The sequence below is a fragment of the Neobacillus paridis genome, from assembly GCF_016765675.1.
GTDB lineage: Bacteria > Bacillota > Bacilli > Bacillales > Cytobacillaceae > Neobacillus > Neobacillus paridis.
The window spans coordinates 94,491-115,926 of record NZ_JAESWB010000045.1; the positions used below are offsets into that span (position 1 = coordinate 94,491).

18 protein-coding genes are annotated in these 21,436 nt (G+C 42.4%); 3 read left to right on the top strand and 15 right to left on the bottom strand.

The window, feature by feature from the left end:
• Window positions 1-54: 54 nt before the first annotated feature.
• The 5 genes from JK635_RS04835 to JK635_RS04855 form a co-directional block, all read right to left on the bottom strand.
• On the bottom strand, window positions 55-1,263 hold the full coding sequence (locus JK635_RS04835) for an anaerobic glycerol-3-phosphate dehydrogenase subunit C (protein ID WP_202652855.1): 1,209 nt from the start codon (window positions 1,261-1,263) through the stop codon (window positions 55-57).
• Window positions 1,256-2,410, bottom strand: coding sequence for an FAD-binding protein (locus tag JK635_RS04840; protein WP_202652856.1), 1,155 nt, complete (start codon window positions 2,408-2,410; stop codon window positions 1,256-1,258). The genes JK635_RS04835 and JK635_RS04840 overlap by 8 nt, the downstream gene beginning before the upstream one ends.
• Entirely contained in the window at window positions 2,403-4,019 is a 1,617-nt protein-coding gene (gene glpA / locus JK635_RS04845; RefSeq protein ID WP_202652857.1) for an anaerobic glycerol-3-phosphate dehydrogenase subunit GlpA, read from the bottom strand. Before glpA ends, JK635_RS04840 begins: the two co-directional genes overlap by 8 nt.
• Window positions 4,020-4,209: 190 nt before the next feature.
• Window positions 4,210-5,445 carry a beta-ketoacyl-ACP synthase II gene (gene fabF, locus JK635_RS04850; RefSeq protein WP_202652858.1) on the bottom strand — a complete coding sequence of 412 codons (1,236 nt, stop codon included), beginning with the start codon at window positions 5,443-5,445 and terminating at the stop codon, window positions 4,210-4,212.
• Between the two features lie 109 nt (window positions 5,446-5,554).
• On the bottom strand, window positions 5,555-7,633 hold the full coding sequence (locus JK635_RS04855; protein ID WP_202652859.1) for a sensor histidine kinase: 2,079 nt from the start codon (window positions 7,631-7,633) through the stop codon (window positions 5,555-5,557).
• Window positions 7,634-7,793: 160 nt separating this feature from the next.
• On the opposite strand from JK635_RS04855, the gene JK635_RS04860 reads away from it, so the two are divergent.
• Together JK635_RS04860 and JK635_RS04865 are read left to right on the top strand one after the other, a co-directional pair.
• The gene (locus JK635_RS04860) at window positions 7,794-8,474 is read left to right on the top strand and encodes a response regulator transcription factor (RefSeq protein ID WP_202652860.1); all 681 of its coding nucleotides are present in this window, start codon (window positions 7,794-7,796) and stop codon (window positions 8,472-8,474) included.
• A gap of 163 nt (window positions 8,475-8,637) precedes the next feature.
• Window positions 8,638-8,769, top strand: coding sequence for an anti-repressor SinI family protein (locus JK635_RS04865; RefSeq protein WP_202652861.1), 132 nt, complete (start codon window positions 8,638-8,640; stop codon window positions 8,767-8,769).
• A 103-nt stretch (window positions 8,770-8,872) separates the two neighbouring features.
• Here the strand turns inward: JK635_RS04865 and JK635_RS04870 are convergent, their stop codons facing one another.
• Together JK635_RS04870 and JK635_RS04875 are read right to left on the bottom strand one after the other, a co-directional pair.
• Window positions 8,873-9,334: an S-ribosylhomocysteine lyase gene (locus JK635_RS04870; RefSeq protein ID WP_202652862.1), complete on the bottom strand. Its 462-nt coding sequence runs from the start codon at window positions 9,332-9,334 to the stop codon at window positions 8,873-8,875.
• A 165-nt stretch (window positions 9,335-9,499) separates the two neighbouring features.
• Entirely contained in the window at window positions 9,500-9,937 is a 438-nt protein-coding gene (locus JK635_RS04875; RefSeq protein WP_202652863.1) for an Hsp20/alpha crystallin family protein, read from the bottom strand.
• Between the two features lie 211 nt (window positions 9,938-10,148).
• Here JK635_RS04875 and JK635_RS04880 point away from each other — a divergent pair, with 211 nt between their 5' ends.
• On the top strand, window positions 10,149-11,822 hold the full coding sequence (locus JK635_RS04880; RefSeq protein WP_202652864.1) for a ribonuclease J: 1,674 nt from the start codon (window positions 10,149-10,151) through the stop codon (window positions 11,820-11,822).
• 96 nt (window positions 11,823-11,918) lie between these two features.
• On the opposite strand, the gene JK635_RS04885 is transcribed toward JK635_RS04880, so the two are convergent.
• From JK635_RS04885 to JK635_RS04920, 8 genes are all read right to left on the bottom strand, one after another.
• A complete protein-coding gene (locus tag JK635_RS04885; protein WP_235887890.1) occupies window positions 11,919-13,370 on the bottom strand; it encodes a PstS family phosphate ABC transporter substrate-binding protein in 1,452 nt (483 codons plus the stop codon).
• Between the two features lie 340 nt (window positions 13,371-13,710).
• Entirely contained in the window at window positions 13,711-15,201 is a 1,491-nt protein-coding gene (gene glpK, locus JK635_RS04890; protein ID WP_202652865.1) for a glycerol kinase GlpK, read from the bottom strand.
• 23 nt (window positions 15,202-15,224) lie between these two features.
• Complete coding sequence (locus JK635_RS04895) at window positions 15,225-16,055, bottom strand: MIP/aquaporin family protein (protein ID WP_202652866.1); 831 nt, start codon at window positions 16,053-16,055, stop codon at window positions 15,225-15,227.
• Between the two features lie 368 nt (window positions 16,056-16,423).
• On the bottom strand, window positions 16,424-17,680 hold the full coding sequence (locus JK635_RS04900; RefSeq protein ID WP_202652867.1) for a sensor histidine kinase: 1,257 nt from the start codon (window positions 17,678-17,680) through the stop codon (window positions 16,424-16,426).
• 9 nt (window positions 17,681-17,689) lie between these two features.
• Window positions 17,690-18,361 (bottom strand): response regulator transcription factor, encoded by a 672-nt coding sequence (locus tag JK635_RS04905; RefSeq protein WP_202652868.1) that lies wholly within the window; start codon window positions 18,359-18,361, stop codon window positions 17,690-17,692.
• 186 nt (window positions 18,362-18,547) lie between these two features.
• Window positions 18,548-19,714, bottom strand: coding sequence for an ABC transporter permease (locus JK635_RS04910; RefSeq protein WP_235887891.1), 1,167 nt, complete (start codon window positions 19,712-19,714; stop codon window positions 18,548-18,550).
• The gene (locus JK635_RS04915; RefSeq protein ID WP_235887892.1) at window positions 19,692-20,402 is read right to left on the bottom strand and encodes an ABC transporter ATP-binding protein; all 711 of its coding nucleotides are present in this window, start codon (window positions 20,400-20,402) and stop codon (window positions 19,692-19,694) included. Before JK635_RS04915 ends, JK635_RS04910 begins: the two co-directional genes overlap by 23 nt.
• The gene (locus JK635_RS04920; protein ID WP_202652869.1) at window positions 20,402-21,394 is read right to left on the bottom strand and encodes an efflux RND transporter periplasmic adaptor subunit; all 993 of its coding nucleotides are present in this window, start codon (window positions 21,392-21,394) and stop codon (window positions 20,402-20,404) included. The genes JK635_RS04915 and JK635_RS04920 overlap by 1 nt, the downstream gene beginning before the upstream one ends.
• Window positions 21,395-21,436: the final 42 nt, after the last annotated feature.

Below are 21,436 nucleotides of genomic sequence, written 5' to 3' on the forward strand. Positions count from 1 at the left end.
CTCCGTTGCTGTTTTCTTCTAAATGAGTTTCTTCCTGCCGCAAGAACAATAAAATCAGCGGTAACTGTCATAGGCCTCCGCTAAGATCTGCATTGGATGTTTGACCACTTTATCTGTCAACTGATCCAGCTGGTTTTTACACATTCCGCACTCTGTAACCGTATAATCAGCATTTACTTCTTTTACCGCTTCGGCCATCGGCTTGCCAATTCTCATTGACACATCATATTTTTCCTTTTTAAAGCCAAATGTACCGCATTGCCCGCAACAGCCGGCGCCTACATCTTGAATCTCGTAACCAGGTATTAATTCTAAAATGTCCATAGCCGGATTACCGATTCCCTGGGCTTTCATATGACATGGAGCATAATACCCGGCTTTTTCCTTCATTGGTGATAAATCCATATTTAACTCGCCGCTGTCTTTTAACAACCGCAGGTATTCATCGGCATCATAAACATGACTGGCCAATTCTTTAGCCCCTGCCGATTTTAAAAACGAGACATATTCTTTTTTAAGAGCCATTGTACAGCTGGTACAGGTTAAGACGACATCGTAGCCCTGGCGGGTATATTCTAAAAGACTATTAATATTATAATTGGCATTTTTCAATCCTTGTGTCATTTGCCCGTTAGCGAACATCGGCACCCCGCAGCATTTTTGATCGGGAACGGCTACTTCAATACCATTGTATTTCATGACTTTGATAAAGCTTTCCGCGACCTCTGGCGCATTGTAAGTGGCATAACAGCCAACAAAATAAGCTACTTTCCGCTTCGTACCGGCTGTCTTCTTATGATAAATCCGCTTAAAGTTCTTAAAGCGATATTTTGGAAACTGCCGTTCGGCGGGTATGTCCATGACCATTTCCATCACTTTTCTAACCGGCTTCATTCCCATTGCCAAATTGGTAATCGGTCCAAATGAAGAGGCGAGCTTTCCTACTGTTTCCGCATTACTTAAGACAAAATCACGGAATTTGGTTCCTGATTGGTCAGAATGAATCGCCTTGGCATAGGCAGTCAATGTGGAAACATGGACATTTTCCGGACAGGACATGTCACAATTTCCGCATAAGGTACATAATTCAATACGTTTATCATCAATCGTTTGCTGCTGGTTCACCAGCCGTTTTAATTCCGGTCCCAGATGCTTAGGCCCGCCAAAATCCAGGGTTGTATTAGAAACAGGGCAGTTCACCACACATGCATTACATTTTAGACATTTTTCATAGGTTTGTTCAAATAAGTCAAAATCAAGCACTGCGGGTTCCTCCTTCTACTGATGCAAGTTGACAAACCTGATTAATCGTTTGATAGGCAGACACGATGGAGAATATGCCTCCGGTAATGCCATATTGTGTATTTTGCAATCCATTTGCTGCTCCAACTGGATGGAGGTTAACCGGACAATTCAGCAATGCGCCCTCCTCATCCGTTTTTAGTCCAAGGGCCGTTTCCTTAAGCCCACTAGGTGTTGCCTCCAAACCGCCGCCTAAGATTCCACCGGTTGCCAGCACAAATTGTTTTCCCTGTAATTCTGTTACCTGATTTACCGTTTTAATCATCAATGATTGGATCATTTGGCCATCCGCTTTAAACCCTGTCACTGTTGTATCGCTGTAAAAGCGAATTCCTAAGCGCACCGCCTGTTTCTTTAACCGTTCATTCAAACGGATCGCTGTTGCATTTGGCGGCATCCCCGGTGCTTCCGTCACTGCTGTGCCTAGCTCTCTGGTAAACTGCTCTACTGTTTTCCTCCAGTTTTCTATCCCTAATGATGCTGGGAAAATAAATAAGGAAGGACGCCTTATGTTCTTTTCCGTGAGTTGCTGCTTTATTTGTGTTAAACATTCGTTACGAACTTCCTCTTGATCTAACAGCCGGGCAGCGTCTAACTGTGTCATTGTCCGCTGTGAATGTTTTCCTAATGAAATCTTCATCGTATCAATGATAAGATCCGGCCGATGCTTGTGAAGATTTCCAGCGACGTAAGCCGGCTGAAAATCGCTGATCCCTTGGAAGCCGACTACAACAACGTGGCCTCGCTCCGGAACCGGTTTAATCGTCTGTGGATAGAGGGTTGTTGTTTTTACGTGCCCGGCACCGGTTACAATTTGGACAGGTTTTTCGGGATCACCGGAATATGGGTATCCAAGTCTCTCAGTTAACTCTTTAAATTGTTCCACGGCATCGATGGCGCCTTGTTTTTGTCCAACTGTCAGCTGGTGAAATTCCATCCACTCTTTTAATCCTCCGTGTGAGCCAGGAATTAAGTCCATGACACCGGTTGACTGGATGATTTTACCGGAACCAATGGATACTAAAGCGGTTCGAAAGCCTTGTTCTTTAGCCGATATCGCCGATAATAATCCAGATAAGCCTTGACCTATAACAACCACATCAAACATTTTGTCGTTCCTCCCTTTCTAATCCTAATGAGACAAGGTAAATGGCTGCCATCATTTGTTGCTGCTTCGCTGTTTCTCCCGTTGCCACTACGCCCATTCCTTTTTCCCTCTCAATCATCGATTGCTTAAGGGCCCAATCCGCTTCTTCCGATGTTGCTTTCCCTTTTTCCACCGCTAGCGCCGCAGCCCGGTGATGACAGAAGGTTCCTTGACAAGGTCCCATACCTAAGCGGGTTCTGCGTCGAATATCGCCGAGGTGAAAGCGCCCATCCTCGGGAATCGCTGCCTCCACTTCTGCCCATGTTACCTGCTCGCACTCGCAAATAACCGTATTTTCTTCCCGTAAGGCGGATTCAATTTGTACTGCTTTTGTTCCAGCCCAAGATTTTAGTTTATTCCTTGCCGCCGGGGCCATATCTATCTGATTAAAATATCCTTCAACTTTACGCTGCGGAACTATTTCCTCAGCAGTTGTACATTTAACGTTAACACCAAGCTTTTCACAAACTAAGTCAACCGTCATTTCGGCCATTAGCCGGAAAGTCGTTAGCTTTCCCCCGGTAATGGTAATAAGGCCTGCCAGTCCATCCCGTTTCTGGTGATCCAATAAAGCAATTCCACGGGAAACATTTCTTCCACTCTTATCATTGAGATCAGCTGACTCTTGATAAAGCGGACGGCTGCCGGAATAGGCACGGATCATACGCATCTCATGAATGGAAGGAATCAATGCTTGTCCTTCTGCCAGCATCCTTTCAAGCTCCTGCCGGTCAAGAGATGTATCATTTGGATCGGTGACATTCACACCAGTCGTACCAAAAATCGTGACATCATGGGCGGGGACGAAAATGTCAGCATCTCCCGGGATCCTTAGCCGATTAATGACCTGCCGATTAAACCGGTGACTAAAAACGGCCAGCATGCCTTTATTATTAATGAGATGAAGCGGAATTCCTGCCATCTGGGCAATCTGTGTTCCCCATGGGCCTGCCGCATTTATAACAATATTGGCATAGATGTTTTTTTCCACACCGCTATACACGTCGCGAACCTTTACACCTTTTACCCGGTTTTGATCCAAAAGTACATCGATCACTTCATGGTATCTCAGCGCTTTAGCTCCATGGGCAACCGCATCTGCGACAACATCGATCACCAAGGTAAAAACATCCACCGCTCCATCAGGGACACGATAAACCGCTTGTACTTTTTTATTTAAATAGGGCTCCTGCTTTAGCGCCTGTTCTAGGGTGACTTGTTCAGTAGGGATTCCCACCTTTTTACAAGCTGCCAGCCATTTTTGAACGTATTCATCTGCATCTTCAGGCACTTTTGCAAATAAACCACCGGTTTCTTCAATGGATCCCGGGATTGTCTTTTTTAAAATTAAGTTTTCTTGATAGCTTTCAATCGCTGCTTCTTCATCACGAACAGCATAACGTGCCCCCGAATGAAGTAGTCCGTGATTTCTTGAGGAGGTGCCATGGCCCAAGTCCTGCTGCTCAATTAATACTGCCTTGATGCCGCGAAGCGCCAGGTCGCGGAGCACTCCTGCCCCCGTTACTCCTCCGCCGATGACCACTACGTCCGTTTCGATCATTTCTGTCATGATTAGTCACCTTTCCTTCCTATTATTGAAAAAAAGCCATAAAAACCTAGGGAAATCACTCTTTAGCTCTTCCCATTGGTTTTTATGGCTTTCTCCAAGTCTCTAGCCAACTATTATGTTTTCTATCTTAAGCATAACAAATTTATATCTTTTTGCAGGTCCTTCGCATGTCGATTTTGTGAAATTTTCTTTACACCTTTTTAAAAACTAATGTTGCATTATGACCGCCAAATCCAAAGGAGTTCGATAATACTACTTGCACATCTTTTTTCTTTGCCACGTTGGGGACGTAATCCAAATCAAGCTGTTCATCAGGCGTTTCATAATTAATCGTTGGCGGCATGATCCCTTCTTTAATCGCTAAAATAGAAAAAATCGCTTCGATTGCACCAGTTGCTCCTAACAAATGACCGGTCATCGATTTTGTCGAACTGACCGAAAGCTTATAAGCATGTTCTTTGAAAACTTCCTTGATCGCCAACGTTTCGTATAAATCATTATAATAAGTGGAAGTACCATGGGCGTTGATGTAATCCACTTGTTCCGGAGCAACTCCGGCATCCGCTAATGCCATTTTCATCGCCCGTATTGCTCCTTCCCCGTCCGGTGCCGGGGTTGTAATATGATGAGCATCACCAGTGCCCCCATAGCCAATCAGCTCAGCATAGATGTTTGCACCTCTGGCTAAAGCGTGTTCCATTTCTTCCAAAATAATAATTCCGGCCCCCTCACCGATAACAAATCCATCACGATTTTTATCAAATGGCCGACTTGCCGTTTGGGGATCGGGATTTTTCGAAAGCGCGGTCATATTGGAAAATCCGGCGATGGTCATTTCAGTGATCGTTGCTTCTGTTCCCCCGGCAATCATTAGTTCCGCATCGCCTTTCTGAATGACGCGAAAGGCATCGCCGATGGAATTGGCACCTGAGGCACAGGCGGTAACTGAACAATTATTGATCCCTTTTGCACCAAGTTCAATCGAAACTTGACCGGCCGCCATGTCCGGAATAAACAATGGAATCGTAAACGGATTAACTCTTCTCTGGCCTTTTTCAATAAACCTGCGGTGTTGTTCCTCGAATTCTGCTAAACCGCCGATCCCGGAGCCGATCCAAACACCGACACGTTCAGGGGAGATGTCCCTGCCAATTTCAATCCCGGAATCTTTTACAGCCATTTTACTTGCCGCTACCGCAAATTGGCTGTAACGTCCCATTCTTCTGGCCTCTTTTTTATCAATAAATTGTTCAGGTGCAAATTCCTTTACCTCTGCTGCAATATTAATATCTACTTTCTCCGTGTCGATACTGGTAGCCGGTCCAATCCCGGATACACCGTTTTTAATGTTATTCCATGTGGTATAGGCATCATTTCCTAAAGGAGTGACCGCTCCAATACCAGTAATCACTACTCTTTTTCCCATATAAGTTCTCTCCTGCTCCTTATTTTAAATCAGGGTACAGCTCAAAATCTTTCTGTTTACATTTAAACTAATCAAAAAAAGGGGGATAAATCAATTGAAATGCCCGGTGTCAGGCACCTTCAAATTGGGTTTCTATGGCTGTTTTCATGATCGGCACGTTAAAATAAAAGCAACTGCCCTTACCAGGTTTACTTTCAACCGCTATTGTCCCTTTGTGATATTCAATAATTTCCTTTGCGATTGCCAGCCCCAGCCCCGCTCCGCTATGCGGTTTTCCCTTAGTACTGTTCTTAAAGAACCGGTTGAATACCAGCCCAACTTCTTCTCCCTTGATTCCAATCCCATTATCACGTACTTTGATGGTAACCTCATTCGTATTTTCCTGGGCGAGCTCCAGAGATATTTTCCCATCTTCTTTGACAAAGCGCTGCGCATTCTTCAATAAGTTGACAATCACCTGTTCAATTCGGGTGGTATCGATAAATATGTATTGCGTTTGCGGTGGAAGGTTATCTATCATAATAAATTTTATCCCCTGTTTCTCGATATCCCATTTATATTTTTCATATAAACTACGAAAATACTCACGAATATCCGTTTGTTCCAAGGTAAATTTAATCTGGTGGTTTTCTATTTCTGAAATATCATTAAGGTCATGCAACATTCGTGAAAAGTAGAGACTCTGATCATAAATCAGTTGAATATACTTTTGTTCCGGTGGAATAACCCCATCAAGCATCCCTTTTGTGTAAGAACGAATATTGGTTAAAGGGGCCGCAATTTCATGGGAAATATTGCGAATCCATTTGTTTTTTGACTGCTGGACTTCGTATAACTTTTGATTGGTAATGAACAGCTCTTCATTTGCCTGTTTGAGCTCCTGCGTTCTTTCCAGTACCTGCTGCTCCAATGATGCATTCATCCGACTCAAATCTTCTGACAAGCGTTCTGTCTTAGCAAAAGAGGTTGCATATTTTTTCGAGAGAATAATCGCTTGTGTAAACAAGAAAAAGAACAGAGCGACAGAAGCTAGTTCGGTGGTAGCAATGAGTCTATTAAAATAGAAGGTGTCATTCAGAATTGCAGCAAACATCACGATAATAGCTGCTGTGTTCAAATAGGAACCTTCACGCTTCGCCCGGACAGCCACATAATAAACGTAAATAATATAAAGAAACGTAATGATCATCAGGATTTGAATCAAAAGCATCGCCCTCGTATAAATCACTGCCGGGGTCACAATGATAAATAAACTGTTAACCGTCCAGACAATCGTGATGATATTCCTCAGTTTCCGATTCATTTCTTGTGGAAATTGTGTATAGGAAAATAAGGCAATGAAGAGGGTGCCCAGCGTTGCCCCAAGATACTCCAGTTTGCAGGCGATTTCCCAGCTTAAAAAGGACAACAAATAAGAGGCGAGTCCTTCCTCTTGAATAGTTGCCCTAACAGCCACAACGATACAGACAATCGCAAAGAAGAGAAAGGAATATTCCTTTTTTCGAAATAAAAATAAAGCCGCATGGTATAGTCCGATGATAACAATGCTTATAATGATGATGGTGCGATAAATAATCGATTTTTCTTTGTAAGCCATAACAGGCTCCGGTTCTCCGATTAGGATCCCCTCTTCCAAGCCTGCCCGGCGCTGATGAAAATTGGATATTTGAACGATGAGTTCAATTGGATTAGAGTCGACTTTGAACATAATCACTTTAGGGTTATTATCCGGGATCATTTCCTTTCTATTGGTTGCGACGGTGCCCACTTTCGACATTTCTTTGCCGTTAATCCATAAACGATAAGCAGATGCTTCGCTTGGCATATAAATCGCCTTCACCGTACCTAGTGCATTTTGGGGAAGCTGCACTCGTAAACGATAGGTTGCATATCCCGCTAAAGGTAAATGGTTTCCCTGGAAGTTATAGCTCGTCCATTCTTGAGGAACCGTAACAAATTGCCGGTTTTTAGCGATATCCTTTTGTATGAAGTCCCTTGGCGTATACAGCTTTTGCCAATAAAATTCCCATTCTCCATTCAATTTGATAAGTTGATCCTTAGTGAAATGAGAAATTTTAAATTCTCCTGCTACGGCTTTCCCATTGGATGCTGCGTCAACCACAGATGTGATCGAGCACAATCCAATGATGACGATTATCGTTATCAAACTACGAGATTTCCACTTCATCGCCAACATCCCTTTAATATAGTATCCAGCAATCATTATTATCATACCATTTTTTACACAATAAGGTAATGGTACAGCGTATGTATTACATTAGATGCTTCTACTATGGTATATTTAGTGTAAGCAGAATTTTCTCCAAACTGCATAGGGAGATGAATCTATGGGTCCCATTACCATTTTAATAGTCGAAGATGACGATTCTATTATTGAAATTTTACGACTCTATCTTGAGCGGGAGGGATTTTTGGTCTATTCGGCTGCGACCGCCGCTGATGGCCTGCAGCTGATGGAAGAGAACATCCCCAATATTGTTTTACTTGACCTCAATCTTCCAGACCAAAACGGGTTTGAGATTGCCCGCAGATATCGTTCACTATCAGAAGGAATCCTCATTTTTATTACGGGGGAAAAAACAAAAAATACGATTATTCAAGGGTTTGAAATTGGCTGCGACGATTACATTACAAAACCGTTTGATCCTCCTGAAGTAATCGCACGAATAAAAGCTAACCTTAGAAGAATAGGCGTTAACAGTTCCAATGAATTAACCGTTGGCAATTTAACCATCAATTTTTCCGATAAAACAGTAAAGAAAAAGGGAGAAATGATTGAATTATTTGCCAAGGAACGTATGCTCCTCTTCCACCTTGTTCAACATCCAAACCAAGTATTCAGTGCAGAACAATTATATGATCTGATCTGGGGAATAGATTCAGAGGCTGAGCTAAAAACGGTCCAAGTCCATTTAAGTACATTAAGGAAAAAAATCGAAATGGATCCTAAGAATCCACGTTTTATTCAAACAGTTAGAGGATTCGGGTATAAATTTTCAACAAAATAGAGCATTTTTAGGATCAGGAAAAAAGTCCTGATTTTTTTTAGTATATTTATAAGTTTTTTAACTAGTTTTTAACCTTCGTAGGTTAAGGTAAAGATAGGATATATTTACTGGTTGAAAGATACTTGTTAATAGTTTCCGGGGATTGTAGAAAGGGAGTGAATTTTTGAACGCCGCTATAGATCAAGAGTGGGTCGAACTAATAGCAACAGCCAAACAGCAAGGGTTAACAATCGAAGAAATCAAGGATTTTTTACAAACAGAAGCGGAAGGCAGCCATAAGCAAAAAACGGGATGATCTTGCTGAATAGCAGATAATCCCTTTTTTTATTTCATTAAAAAGCTGCTTTTGTAAAAATAGTTGAACCATGCGAAAAATTCACATGGTTCCATTCACCTCTCTAGAATACTTCTGTCCATTCGCTGCGTTTCGCCAGCATTTGTTTTGCCAGTTCTTGGGCGCCTTCCAAACTGTGGCTGGCTGCCCAGCCGCATTGGACTTCGTTGCAGGCGGGAACTTCATCGGCAGCTAAAACGTCCTTCAATGTTTTTTCAAGAATATCGAGGATTTCGTCATAATTGTCATGGTTGATGACCGTTACATAGAAACCTGTTTGGCAGCCCATTGGACTTACATCGACAATATGATCAGAATGATTGCGGATATTTTCGGCCATCAGATGCTCAAGTGAATGAAGCGCCGGCATTTCCATATGCTCTTTGTTTGGCTGCTTGAAACGAACGTCATATTTATGGATGACATCCCCGTTCTTTCCTTCTTTAATCCCTGCTAAGCGGACGTAAGGCGCTCTTACCTTTGTATGATCAAGGTTGAAGCTTTCTACATTCATTTTCTTTGTCATTAAAGTCACTCCTTAACTGTTAATATATTATCTTCACTAAACCACTGTTTCTATTTTACACTGATATATCCACTTTTTCTAAGGAAGAAATTTCAAATTTTTTAGAGAAGCTTCTCTCCCAAAATATAAAAGCACCTGACTCATTGGAGCCAGGTGCCAAAATTATTAATGAATTGGAATCTGTTTTTGTTCAATTTTGGGGATGTTCGTTTTAGTGCAACGAATTGTTAAAATTCCGTTATTAAAGGTGGCATCAATGGCATTTTCATCAATGTCCTTTACATAGAACCGACGGACGAATTCACCCATATGTCTTTCTTGACGAATATAGTTTTCCTTTTCTTCCTTAATATCTGCTTCACGGTGCGCAGAAATGGTTAGATAGTTCCGGTCGTATTCCACCTTGATCTGGTTTTTGTCGAAACCTGGCAGCTCAGCCTCAATCACATAATGATCCCCATCGTCTCTGATATCTGTGCGTAATAAGTGGGCATCACTTCTCACAGGTTCGAAGAAATTCTCGTTGAAGAAATCACTGAAGGAATCCCACATTTCAGCACTTAAGTCCCTTGCACGTTTCCTAAACGGCGATAAGTAATTCATGGCTGATTCCTCCTTTTCATTCTAAATTTTTTTACACTTATATTTTATACCTTATACGTAATTTGTCAAATATTGTAATTTGTAGCATTAGACATGTTTTTATATTTTTAATGTTGTTAATTCAGAAAAATAAGATAGAGGAAGTAAAATATTTGACTTGAAAAAGGGGAATACTTCCAGTAACCAATTCGGGATAGGGGGTTCAACAAAATTGCCTGTTAATAAAAATATCCTTTCCATTTTTGCCCTGGGCGGCATCAATGAAATAGGAAAAAATATGTATGTCCTTCAATATGCTGACGATATCGTCATTGTTGACTGTGGTGGGATGTTCCCCGATGAGAGTCTGTTAGGAATTGATTTAATTATTCCTGATATTACTTATTTGGAGGAGAATCAAGAAAAAATTCGCGCCCTGATCATTACTCACGGACACGAGGATCATATCGGCGGGATTCCTTATTTTTTGAAAAAAGTAAATGTACCAATATACGCAACCCGATTTACACTGGGATTAATCCAACTAAAATTGGAGGAGCATAAGCTCAATCGCGGTACCAAACTGGTCACAATCGATTCCGAATCAAAGCTCGAATTTGGAGCGTTTGGAGTTTCCTTTTTCAGGGTAAGCCACAGCATCCCCGATTGCCTTGGCATTGTTTTTCATACGCCTGAAGGAAATGTGGTCCATACCGGCGACTTCAAATTTGATTTAACCCCGGAGAACAATCAATATTCGGATATTCATAAAATGGCGGAAATTGGTACAAATGGGGTAATCGCCTTAATCTCAGAAAGTACCAATGCCGAGCGAAAGGGCTCAACACCTTCGGAGCAAATGGTCGGCGTTCATTTGGAAGAGGCCTTTATCCACGCGCAGGGAAAAATCTTTGTTTCAACCTTCGCTTCAAACGTGAATCGAATCCAGCAAATTGTGGCTGCTTGTATACAGACAGACCGAAAACTGGCTCTGTTGGGGCGAAGTATGGTGAACGTTGTTTCCGTTGCGATTGAACTCGGGATTTTGGATGTACCAGAGGGAATGCTGATTGAAGCAGGCGAAGTTGAACATTTCGCTCCTGAAAAAGTAGCCATCCTCTGTACCGGTAGTCAAGGGGAACCCATGGCCGCCCTTGGGCGGCTGGCCAACGGCAATTATCGGGATGTAGCCATTTACCCCGGAGATACTGTCATTTTGGCTGCCTCCCCGATCCCCGGGAATGAACACGATGTTTCCCGAATTATTGATAATTTGTTTCAACTTGGTGCCAGGGTAATATACGGCTCCGGCTCTTCTACAGGGATGCATGTTTCCGGGCACGGCTACCAAGAGGACTTAAAACTCATGCTCACCCTAATAAAACCTACCTATTTTATTCCGATTCATGGCGAGTTTCGGATGCTCCACCACCACCGCTTGCTCGCTGAATCTGTCGGAGTGGAAAAAGGAAATATATTTATTATTAAAAACGGAGATGTTGTCGACATTGAAAATGGTATTGCCCGACAAACGAGAGCAATACCTTCAGGGGACACTTACGTTGATGGGATGGGAATTGGCGACATTGGAGAAATCGTCCTGCGGGATCGTAAACAATTGTCTGAGGACGGAATGATGGTCATTGTGATTACTTTAAGTAAGGGCGAGCGTAACATCATTCAGGGGCCTGACACGATTACCCGCGGCTTTGTCTACGTTAAGGATTCTGAAGATCTTTTAAAAGAAGTCAATAACATTGTCAGAAAAACAGTAAATAACCTGCAGGCAGAAAACATTCGTCAATGGAACATCATTAAACAAAACATTAAAAAAGCTGTCGGCCGTTATCTGTTTGAGCAAACCAAACGAAAACCAATGATCCTGCCAGTTATTATCGAAATCTAAATTTTTTATCGTTGTCAGACACCACTAAAACATCGATATCTAGAAGTTTGTTCCCATTAATCTGCTAGATATACTGTTGTGGTGCCTGACACCTGCTCAATTCACTGGTATATAGCCTATTTTTTCGACAATTTCTTGGCCTTGTGGTCCCTGCATCCATTTGAGGAACGGCTGAACCTGCTGCTTTCTGTTATCTTTTAAGGTAATCGCGTAGAGGTTGGCCGTAAAAGGATATTTCCCGCTCCCGATGTTTTTGGGGGTTGGTTCGATGCCATTAATGGCAAGCAATTTAATATCCGGATTCGGGCTCATGCCGGTGGCAAAAAAGCGAAATGAAAAGCCGATGGAATTGTCATAATTTCGATAATCTGCCACTTGTTCAATGATACCGCCCATTCCTTCAGGAACATCTTCCTTTAATGGCTCGATAATCGGTGTTTCCCCCATAATCTTTTCTAAAAGTGTCTGGCTTCCTGAATTTTTTGGCCGTTGGAAAGCGATTATCCTTGCTTGTTTTCCTCCCAGCTTTGACCAGTTTTTAATTTTACCGGAGTAGATTCCTTTAATCTCAGCCACTGATAAATCATCAACGGGATTTTTATGATTGACGAAAAACACAAATGCTTCCTTTCCGATTGGCGTCATAACCAGCTCTTTTCCTGCTTTTTTCGCCATCTCTTGCTGCTCTTTTGACGGCTCAGCGCCGAAATAGATGTCTATTTCACCTGACAATAAGCGTTCATAGGCATAAATCGTGTTGGTAAAAGTGACGACTTCTTTTTCTGCCATCACGTTTTTGATATTTTCATAGGTAGCGTTAGCAAATCCGGAATATACAGGATAGGCTGCCTCTGCTCCATCCAAAATGGGCATTTCATTTGGATTAGATATTATAAATGAAGACTTTGCATTTAGCTGAGGCAGTTTATTGTCCGGATTCGTCACCTCGTAGGGTGTTAAGTCTGTACTGGAGTATCCGCCTCCATATTTAAATCCATAGGAAGGGAGGACCGTTTTACTGCGATGCCACTCGACAGCTGCCCCAGTTGAAATCGCCAGGGCAAACACAAGCAAAATCGAAAGCAGCTGCTTCTTATGGAACGCAGGACGTAACTTACCAAAAGCAACGGAAGCCATTATTGCTGCTGCAAAGGCCAGTTCATAGACCAGCGGTGCCCATAGAAAAAGTCTTCCTTCCCCCATAAACATGGCCATAAAATAGATCGGAGCCATCGCAATATGAGAAATGCCATAATACCACCAAACTTCGGATCCATAAAATCCCCCGCTAATCAGCATAAAAACAGCCCATAGTACTGCCGTGTAGGCCAGCGGATAAAGAAAAAACAGAACATTATGCCCTGATTTTTCCCATATCTCCTGTTTGATCGAGGCGATAAACCCGGCAAGCAGCCCGCCAACGATAAGTGTAGCAAGTGCACCAATCATCAGAGAACTAACATTCATCATAAAAAAGGCAAGGATAGAAAGAACCAAAGGGATAATGCCAAACCATAAGGACCATAATCGAACCATTTTCTTCAACATCCACAACCCCCAGTGGGATAAATTACTAATAATACAAGTGTAATATTACACTATATATTATAGTATTACAACATAAATTTTCAAAAAATTGGCGCTGCTCAAAAAGAGATTTCTAATTGTGCGGAAGTACTCATAACGCATACTCGCTACCGTTAAACCTGAAATCGCCAATAGCCATTAAGCATTTCAAACAACTGCTCTTGTCTCGTGCCGGTTAAAGTCACCAAAAAGGGCGTTTCCCCTTTTTCTCGTAGTACTTTCCTAATTAGCAAAAAAAAGACCACTTCGCAGATAATTAATCTGAAAGTGGCCCTTCCTTTTTTCTAAGGCTGCAAAAATATTATTTAAATACTCTAGCAGCGTTTACAGCTTTTTTCCAGCCGGTATAAAGATTTTCTCTTTCTTCTTCGGCCATATTTGGTGTAAAGGCGCGGTCCATATTCCATTGAGCCGCAATTTCCTCTTGACTATCCCAATAGCCAACTGCAAGTCCCGCTAAATAAGCTGCGCCTAATGCCGTTGTTTCTTTAATGACTGGACGCTCTACCGGTACATTTAAGAGATCTCCTTGGAATTGCATTAAGAAGTTATTGGCAACTGCGCCGCCATCTACGCGTAAAGATTTTAGCGAAATGCCGGAATCAGCCTCCATCGAAGTTAACACATCTTTTGTTTGGTATGCAAGGGACTCTAATGTTGCCCGGATAAAATGTTCTTTCGTTGTTCCACGAGTTAAACCGAAAACTGCCCCGCGGACATCGCTGTCCCAATACGGAGTTCCCAGGCCAACAAACGCTGGAACCATATATACTCCATCCGTGGAGGATACCGATGTAGCATATTCTTCGCTTTCAGCCGCATTTTTGAACATCCGTAAGCCGTCACGAAGCCATTGGATAGCAGAACCGGCAACAAAGATACTTCCTTCTAAGGCATATTCTACTTTTCCGTTAATTCCCCATGCGATCGTTGTTAACAAGCCGTGTTCCGATTTTACGGCTTTTTCACCGGTATTCATTAACATAAAGCAACCGGTTCCATAAGTGTTTTTCGCCATGCCTTCTTCATAGCATGCTTGGCCAAAGAGTGCTGCCTGCTGGTCGCCTGCGACCCCGGCAATTGGAACATTGCAGCCGAAGAAATGGTAGTCAACTGTTTTACCATAAACTTCTGATGATGGACGGACTTGCGGAAGCATTGAAGCTGGAACGGTTAGGATGTCCAACAGCTCCTGATCCCATTTAAGTTCATGGATATTGAACATTAAGGTTCTCGATGCATTTGAGTAGTCAGTGACATGAGCTTGGCCGCCGGAAAGTTTCCAAATGAGCCATGTATCAATGGTTCCGAAAAGAAGATCGCCGCGTTCTGCCTTTTCTCTTGCACCTTCTACATTATCTAAAATCCATTTTACTTTTGTGCCGGAGAAGTAAGCATCAATTAATAATCCCGTTTTATCTCTAAATAATTGGTCATAGCCTTTTGCTTTCAAATCTTCACAGATTTCCGCGGTTTGCCGGGACTGCCAGACAATCGCATTATAGATTGGAACCCCTGTATTTTTATCCCAAACTACTGCTGTTTCCCGTTGGTTTGTAATCCCGATACCAGCTACTTGCTCTGGTTTAGTGTTCGTTTCTGCCAAGCAGGTAGCAATAACGGATAAAATAGAACCCCAAATTTCACTTGCATCATGTTCTACCCAGCCTGGTTTTGGAAAATATTGTGTAAATTCCTTTTGAGCGATATGAACAATTTCACCTTTTTTATTAAACAGGATTGCCCGTGAGCTTGTTGTACCTTGGTCAAGAGATAAAATGTATTTTTCCATCGAAATTTCCCCTTTTCAATAGCTTATGCACTAATTTTTTCAGTAGTTGAAGTAAACTCTGGTTCAGGTTTTGTGCCCTTTACTTTAGCAACAGCAAGAACAACAATCGTTACCGCTAAAACAACCCAAAGGCTTGCCGTTGTTTTTCCAAGAAATGCTGCTTTGTAAAATAAACCTCCTAGGCTTCCGCCAAGAATTGGGCCAACAATCGGAATCCAAGAATATCTCCAGTTAGAATCTCCTTTTCCTGGAATTGGAAGGAAGGCATGGGCTAATCTCGGACCAAAGTCACGTGCTGGGTTAATCGCATATCCTGTTGTTCCACCTAGGCTCAAGCCGATGCTGACAATGAGGAAGCCAACGATTAATGGATTTAAGCCATCGGTAAATTTATTTGCACCAATTGCTAGTATTCCTAAAACAAGAATGAATGTACCAATCATTTCACTAATCAGGTTTGCAAAAGTATGAGGAATTGCCGGACCAGTCGCAAAAGTTCCTAATTTCGCACCTGGATCATCTGTCACTTTCCAATGTGGCAGGTATTGGAAGTAGACGAGTACCGCTCCAATCACAGCACCGATAACCTGGGCAATAATATAAGCAGGTACTTGACTCCAAGGAAAGTCCCCTGAGAATGCTAATGCAATCGTCAATGCTGGATTTAAATGCGCGCCGCTAAATTGTCCTACTGCGTAGGCGCCCATTGCTACCGCAAATCCCCAGCCAAATGTGATGACAATCCAACCGCTTCCGTTAGACAGTGTTTTTTTCAAATTGACACCAGCACAAACACCTGCCCCTAACGTAATTAGAATGGCTGTTCCGATTAATTCACCCCAAAATGCTGTCATAAATGTTCCTCCTCTTTTTTCATTGAGATGAAAATATTAAGTAGACTATACAGAAATGAAAGAGGAGACCACAAAGCTTCCCAAAAAAATCAGGGCATTGCGTGATCTCCTCATCTCTTCACTGTTTATCAACTTAGTACCAGTATATTTTCTAATGTAACCGCTGTCAATAAGGTTCACAATATTGACATATATATTACTATTATTACATTGTTGGTGATTTTCAAGTCAAAAACAAGCCCCAAGAGACATCGGGCGACAAATGCTTACCCTGCTGCAACCCTTACCGGAATAGGTTTTGATTGCTAATAAATTTTGACAGCAGATCTTTGACATTGCCGCCACGAGAAGCTCTTGGAAATAATTTTTTAATTTTTTTGCGCTCTTGGGAAGATCATTTCAATCGCTGTTCCTTCACCCAGCTTGCTTTGAACCCTTGTTTTGCCGTGATGTTTTTCAATAATCCATTTGGCGATCGACAGCCCTAATCCGGTTCCTTCCGCTTTCGTTCTTGCTTTATCACTTTGGAAAAACCGGTCAAAAATCTTGGGAATATCCTGCTCTGGAATTCCAATGCCATTATCTTCTACCTTTAGAAAAATGGACGAATGGCTTTGGTGACAGGAAAGCTGAATTTTTCCTCCTTCACCCGTGTATTTCAAGGCATTATCCAGCAAAATGACGATTAGCTGATGAATTCTTTCTTTATCAGCAACAAAAGTTACAGGCTCAGGCGCGTCCAAAGTAAGCGATTTTTCTTGATATAAGGCAATTTCCTCGTAATCCCGGACGATCTTTTGCAAGAGTCCGTCTAGGCGAAATACCTGTTTGTTCATCTCTAACTGATTTGAGTCGGACCTGGCAAGTGTTAACAGGTTCGCCACAAGCTTGGAAAGACGTCTGGACTCATTTGAGATCGTAGAGATATCATGTATTTTATCCTGAACGGTAGCCTGCGGGCTGCGAAAAAGCAATTCTGTCTTAGCCTGAATAACGGCTAGGGGAGTCCGCAGCTCATGTGAAGCATCAGACACAAATTGCTGCTGTTTTTGCCAGGCGTTCTTGATCGGAACCAAGGCTCTCCCCGCCAAAAAGTATCCTGACCCAACTGCAAGAATGATGCCCACCCCACAGCCTATTATAATAATGAGAAAAAGTCTATTTAATAATTCTTTTTCCGAGTTCACATTACGGATAAATTGAACGGTTACTTTCCCTATATCGGTATCTACTTCGAAAGCAATATAACGATAGGAGAAGTTCCCCACGGATACATCCTCTAAAGAATTCAGCTTTTTCGGACGGATTTTCTTTTCATAATCTTGAAACAATTGAGAATCACGTGTTTGGTCAGTTATCAGCTGTTGATTCTGATCCCATATTAAGGTCATAATCCGCGGATCTCTACGAATAAACTTGGGTCCCTGAGGCACAATGCTTGGATCATCCATATCATCAGGTGAACGCTGTTGAAAATGCTGAATGGAATCTACTAATGAACGGTTTACGTCTTGGTATAATCTACTTTCAGTATAAAAATAAATGATGCTTCCTAGAATAGCAATCAGGATAATCAGGACGAGTGAATTTAATAATGTAAGCTTAATATGGGTTTTTCGAAACATGGACTATCCCTACTTTTCATCCAGCATATAGCCAACACCGCGAATCGTTTTAATATCAGAATGATAGCCAAATGGTTCAAGTTTTTTTCTGAGGTGATGCATAAATACCTCAACAATCGCAATTGTTGTATCAGAATCAAAGCCCCATACACGATCATAAATTTGTTCTTTTGTCAAAATAGCACCCTTATTCTGGATTAAATATTCCAGCAATTCATATTGCTTTGCTGTCAGTTTAATCGATTCTCCATCCACATGAATATCTTTTTCTTTGCCAAATAATTCAATGCCACGATATTGAATCGTTTGATTAGTCGTTAAGCTGCCGCTCCGTCTTAATAGGGCCCGGATCCTCGCCTTTAATTCAGCGGCCTGAAATGGCTTGACCAAGTAATCATCGCCGCCGCTGTCCAGTCCTTTCACACGGTCCTCGAGTGAATCGCGTGCGGTCAAAAATAGAATCGGTATTTGCAGCCCTTCCTTACGAATCGTCTGTAACACTTCAAAACCGTCAATTTCTGGGATCATCACGTCTAACACGATGGCGTCATGAATATTCTGCCTTGCTAAAAATAAGGCGTCCTCACCGTTTGACGCTTGGTCCACCTCAAATTCATCAGATAAAAGTTGAACAATTGATTCTAATAAAGGAAGATTATCTTCAACAACCAATAAACGCATGTTTACCGCTCCTCAAAAAATACTAGCTTTATTATATATGAAGTGAGCAGTTGCAGTATAGGATACTTGTGTTGATTCGCTAATAAATATTCAAGATTCGCTAATAAATCATATAATTCGCTAATATAAGGTTTAAATTCGCTAATAAATTGTCAAAATATCTTTATTGAATGTCAGGCATCGATTTTATTGATAACGAAGTGCCTGAATTGGATTTAGTTTGGATGCTTTGTTGGCTGGAAATACGCCAAACACCACTCCGACCACCAGTGAGAATAGGAATGAGTAAAGAATGACTGATGTAGAGAAGGAAATACTCATGCTCGTTAAGGTTGAGACCAGTTCTCCCAAGCCAAGCCCTGAAAGTATTCCAATAATGCCGCCCAGCGCACTTAGAACAACAGCTTCAATTAAAAACTGCAGCAGAATATCCCGGCGTTTTGCACCAATTGCTTTACGGATGCCAATTTCTTTGGTCCGTTCCGACACCGACACAAGCATTATATTCATGATGCCGATCCCGCCGACAAGTAAGGAGATACTGGCAATGCCCCCAAGCATCAATGTCATTGTTTCCGATACAGAACTCATCGTATCCATAACGTCCTGTTGATTTGTGACCCCGTAGTCATCACTTTTACCGGGATAGAGACTGGCCATCTTCATTTTGACTTCATTCATGACGAAGTCCATTTGATCCTCACTTTTCCCTTTTAGATAAACAGTACTAATTGTCGTACTTCCAACTAACCGCTCACCCGTACTCAAGGGGACGATTATGGTATTATCGCCGCCTTGCCCCATCGAACTTCCTTTTGAGGCCAAAACGCCAACAACTTTATAAGAAACACCGTCTAACTGAATATGTTCCCCCACTGGGTTACTTGCCCCAAACAAGGTGGAGGTTGTTTCCGAGCCAAGCACGACGACTTTTTGCCGATATTCTACATCAAGATCCGTGATAAACCGGCCTTGTTTGACCTTTGCATCGCGAACATCGGAATAAGCTGCGTTTGTCCCTGTTAAACTGACCTGTGATGTGGTCCTATCTTTTTTGGCCGTTACCCGTCCGGAAACGACCGGTGATATCGCTTTGACACCGTTCAGGTCCCCTAATTCACTAATTTTATCTTCCGTTAACTCAAGGTTGGTGCTATAGGTATTTACCGTTAATAGGTTGGTTCCCAATTGATTGATTCGGCTTGTCACATTTTTGGTTGAACCTTGGGCAATCGACACCAGCACGATCACCGAAGCCACCCCGATGATAATCCCCAGCATCGTGAGAATGGATCGCAGCTTATTCGATTTAACACTTTTGAGTGCCATTTTAATGGATTGCAAGATTCTCAAGGAAATCACCTCCATTCTCCTGCAGCCGGCCATCCTGGATACTAACCATTCGTTTTGCCTGCTTGGCAATAGCTAAATCATGCGTAATTAAAATAATCGTATGACCTAATTCATTTAATTCCTGCATCAGTTCGAGGATCTCTCGACTGGTTTTACTATCGAGGGCCCCTGTCGGTTCGTCCGCCAGCAGAATCGACGGCTGCCCGACGAGCGCCCGGGCGATGGCGACCCTTTGCTGCTGACCGCCGGAAAGCTGGCTGGGCATATGCCCTGCCCGATCCTTCAATCCGACCTTCATGAGACTATCCAATGCCCGCAGACGTCTTTCCCCTGCTGAAACCCCGGAATAGATAAGCGGCAGTTCCACATTTTCCAGTGCCGAAAGTTTAGTTAACAAATTAAAATTTTGAAAAATGAAACCTATTTTTTGATTACGGATCAAAGCTAATTGATTATCATCCATTTCCTCAATATCTTTTCCATCGAGAAAATAGGAGCCCTGATCGGGGCGGTCCAGACAACCAAGCATGTTCATCAATGTTGATTTGCCTGAACCTGAGGGTCCAATGATCGCTAGGAATTCACCTTTTTTGATCTCAAGCGAAACATTATTTAAGGCATGCACCGTTTCACCACCAAGCTTGTACGTTTTCATCATATTCTTGATTTGTATTATAGGAGTGCCCATTAATTGCCGCTCCTTCCATTGCTGTTGCTGCTGGATCCTTTATTTATTCCGCTTGGAGGCATGCCGCCAGTCATACCACCCATACCGCCAAAGCCTTGCATCACACCTCTTTGTTGACTGGACGATGAGCTGTCTGAAGCCAGCTGTGGTAATTGAACGGTTTCTCCTTCTGTCACCCCATCAGTAATTTCCACATAATCTTCATTGGCGATACCGGTTTTGACCGTTTGTTTCTGTGTATTGCCGGCAGCAGAAGATGAACCGTTATCAGTTCCCGCATTTGCTGAAGCAACAAGAACATACTTTTCATTATTACTGGTGTACACAGCATCAACCGGAACATAAAGGGCGTTTTTCTTCGTTTCCGTCAGTATACTTGCCTCCGTGCTCATGCCCACTTTTAAATTTTGCGGTTTATTAAAATGTATCGTTACATCAAATGTTGATGTGCCGTTCTCGGAAGAGCCTTCTCTAGCGACACTCGTCACTTTTCCTGCAAAGGTTTGATCAGGAAAAGCATTGACGGTTACCGTAGCTGTCTGATTCTTTTTCACTTTTGGAATGTCGAGCTCATCAATTTGTACTACGGTCTCTAAATCACTATAATCGGTAAGATGGGCCACAGCCTCTCCTTTTGTTATCCGGTCACCGTCTTTAACGGATACAGTAGTGATGGTTCCGTCAGCAGGTGCCGTAATTGGATCGCTGCCATCTGTGAAGGTGATTAATTCGTCTCCTTCATTTACTTTTTCACCGGCAGAAACTAATACTTCATCAATTTCATTATTATCCTCGTTGGCTGTGATATCCTCGCTGGTCACGGCTGCAACTGAACCGGAGCCGCTGACTTTCACCTCCAGCTTTCCTTTTTGAACCACAGCCGTTCGGACCTGCTGAACAGTTTCCGCGCTGCTCGTTTTCGAGTTATACCACTGGAATCCAACAAACCCAATAACCAGAACACCGATTATGATCCAAATCCACTTTTTCATATACCTATCTCCTTATCCGATGGAATAGCCCGGACCTATTCC

What these genes read in the sequence shown, in the direction of transcription:
- JK635_RS04870 (WP_202652862.1), bottom strand. Translation starts at nt 9,334, where the DNA reads ATGACAAAGAAAATGAATGTAGAAAGCTTCAACCTTGATCATACAAAG.
- fabF (WP_202652858.1), bottom strand. Translation starts at nt 5,445, where the DNA reads ATGGGAAAAAGAGTAGTGATTACTGGTATTGGAGCGGTCACTCCTTTA.
- JK635_RS04840 (WP_202652856.1), bottom strand. Translation starts at nt 2,410, where the DNA reads ATGTTTGATGTGGTTGTTATAGGTCAAGGCTTATCTGGATTATTATCG.
- JK635_RS04895 (WP_202652866.1), bottom strand. Translation starts at nt 16,055, where the DNA reads ATGACAGCATTTTGGGGTGAATTAATCGGAACAGCCATTCTAATTACG.
- JK635_RS04860 (WP_202652860.1), top strand. Translation starts at nt 7,794, where the DNA reads ATGGGTCCCATTACCATTTTAATAGTCGAAGATGACGATTCTATTATT.
- JK635_RS04915 (WP_235887892.1), bottom strand. Translation starts at nt 20,402, where the DNA reads ATGGGCACTCCTATAATACAAATCAAGAATATGATGAAAACGTACAAG.
- JK635_RS04885 (WP_235887890.1), bottom strand. Translation starts at nt 13,370, where the DNA reads ATGTTGAAGAAAATGGTTCGATTATGGTCCTTATGGTTTGGCATTATC.
- JK635_RS04855 (WP_202652859.1), bottom strand. Translation starts at nt 7,633, where the DNA reads ATGAAGTGGAAATCTCGTAGTTTGATAACGATAATCGTCATCATTGGA.
- JK635_RS04875 (WP_202652863.1), bottom strand. Translation starts at nt 9,937, where the DNA reads ATGAATTACTTATCGCCGTTTAGGAAACGTGCAAGGGACTTAAGTGCT.
- glpK (WP_202652865.1), bottom strand. Translation starts at nt 15,201, where the DNA reads ATGGAAAAATACATTTTATCTCTTGACCAAGGTACAACAAGCTCACGG.
- glpA (WP_202652857.1), bottom strand. Translation starts at nt 4,019, where the DNA reads ATGACAGAAATGATCGAAACGGACGTAGTGGTCATCGGCGGAGGAGTA.
- JK635_RS04900 (WP_202652867.1), bottom strand. Translation starts at nt 17,680, where the DNA reads ATGTTTCGAAAAACCCATATTAAGCTTACATTATTAAATTCACTCGTC.
- JK635_RS04905 (WP_202652868.1), bottom strand. Translation starts at nt 18,361, where the DNA reads ATGCGTTTATTGGTTGTTGAAGATAATCTTCCTTTATTAGAATCAATT.
- JK635_RS04920 (WP_202652869.1), bottom strand. Translation starts at nt 21,394, where the DNA reads ATGAAAAAGTGGATTTGGATCATAATCGGTGTTCTGGTTATTGGGTTT.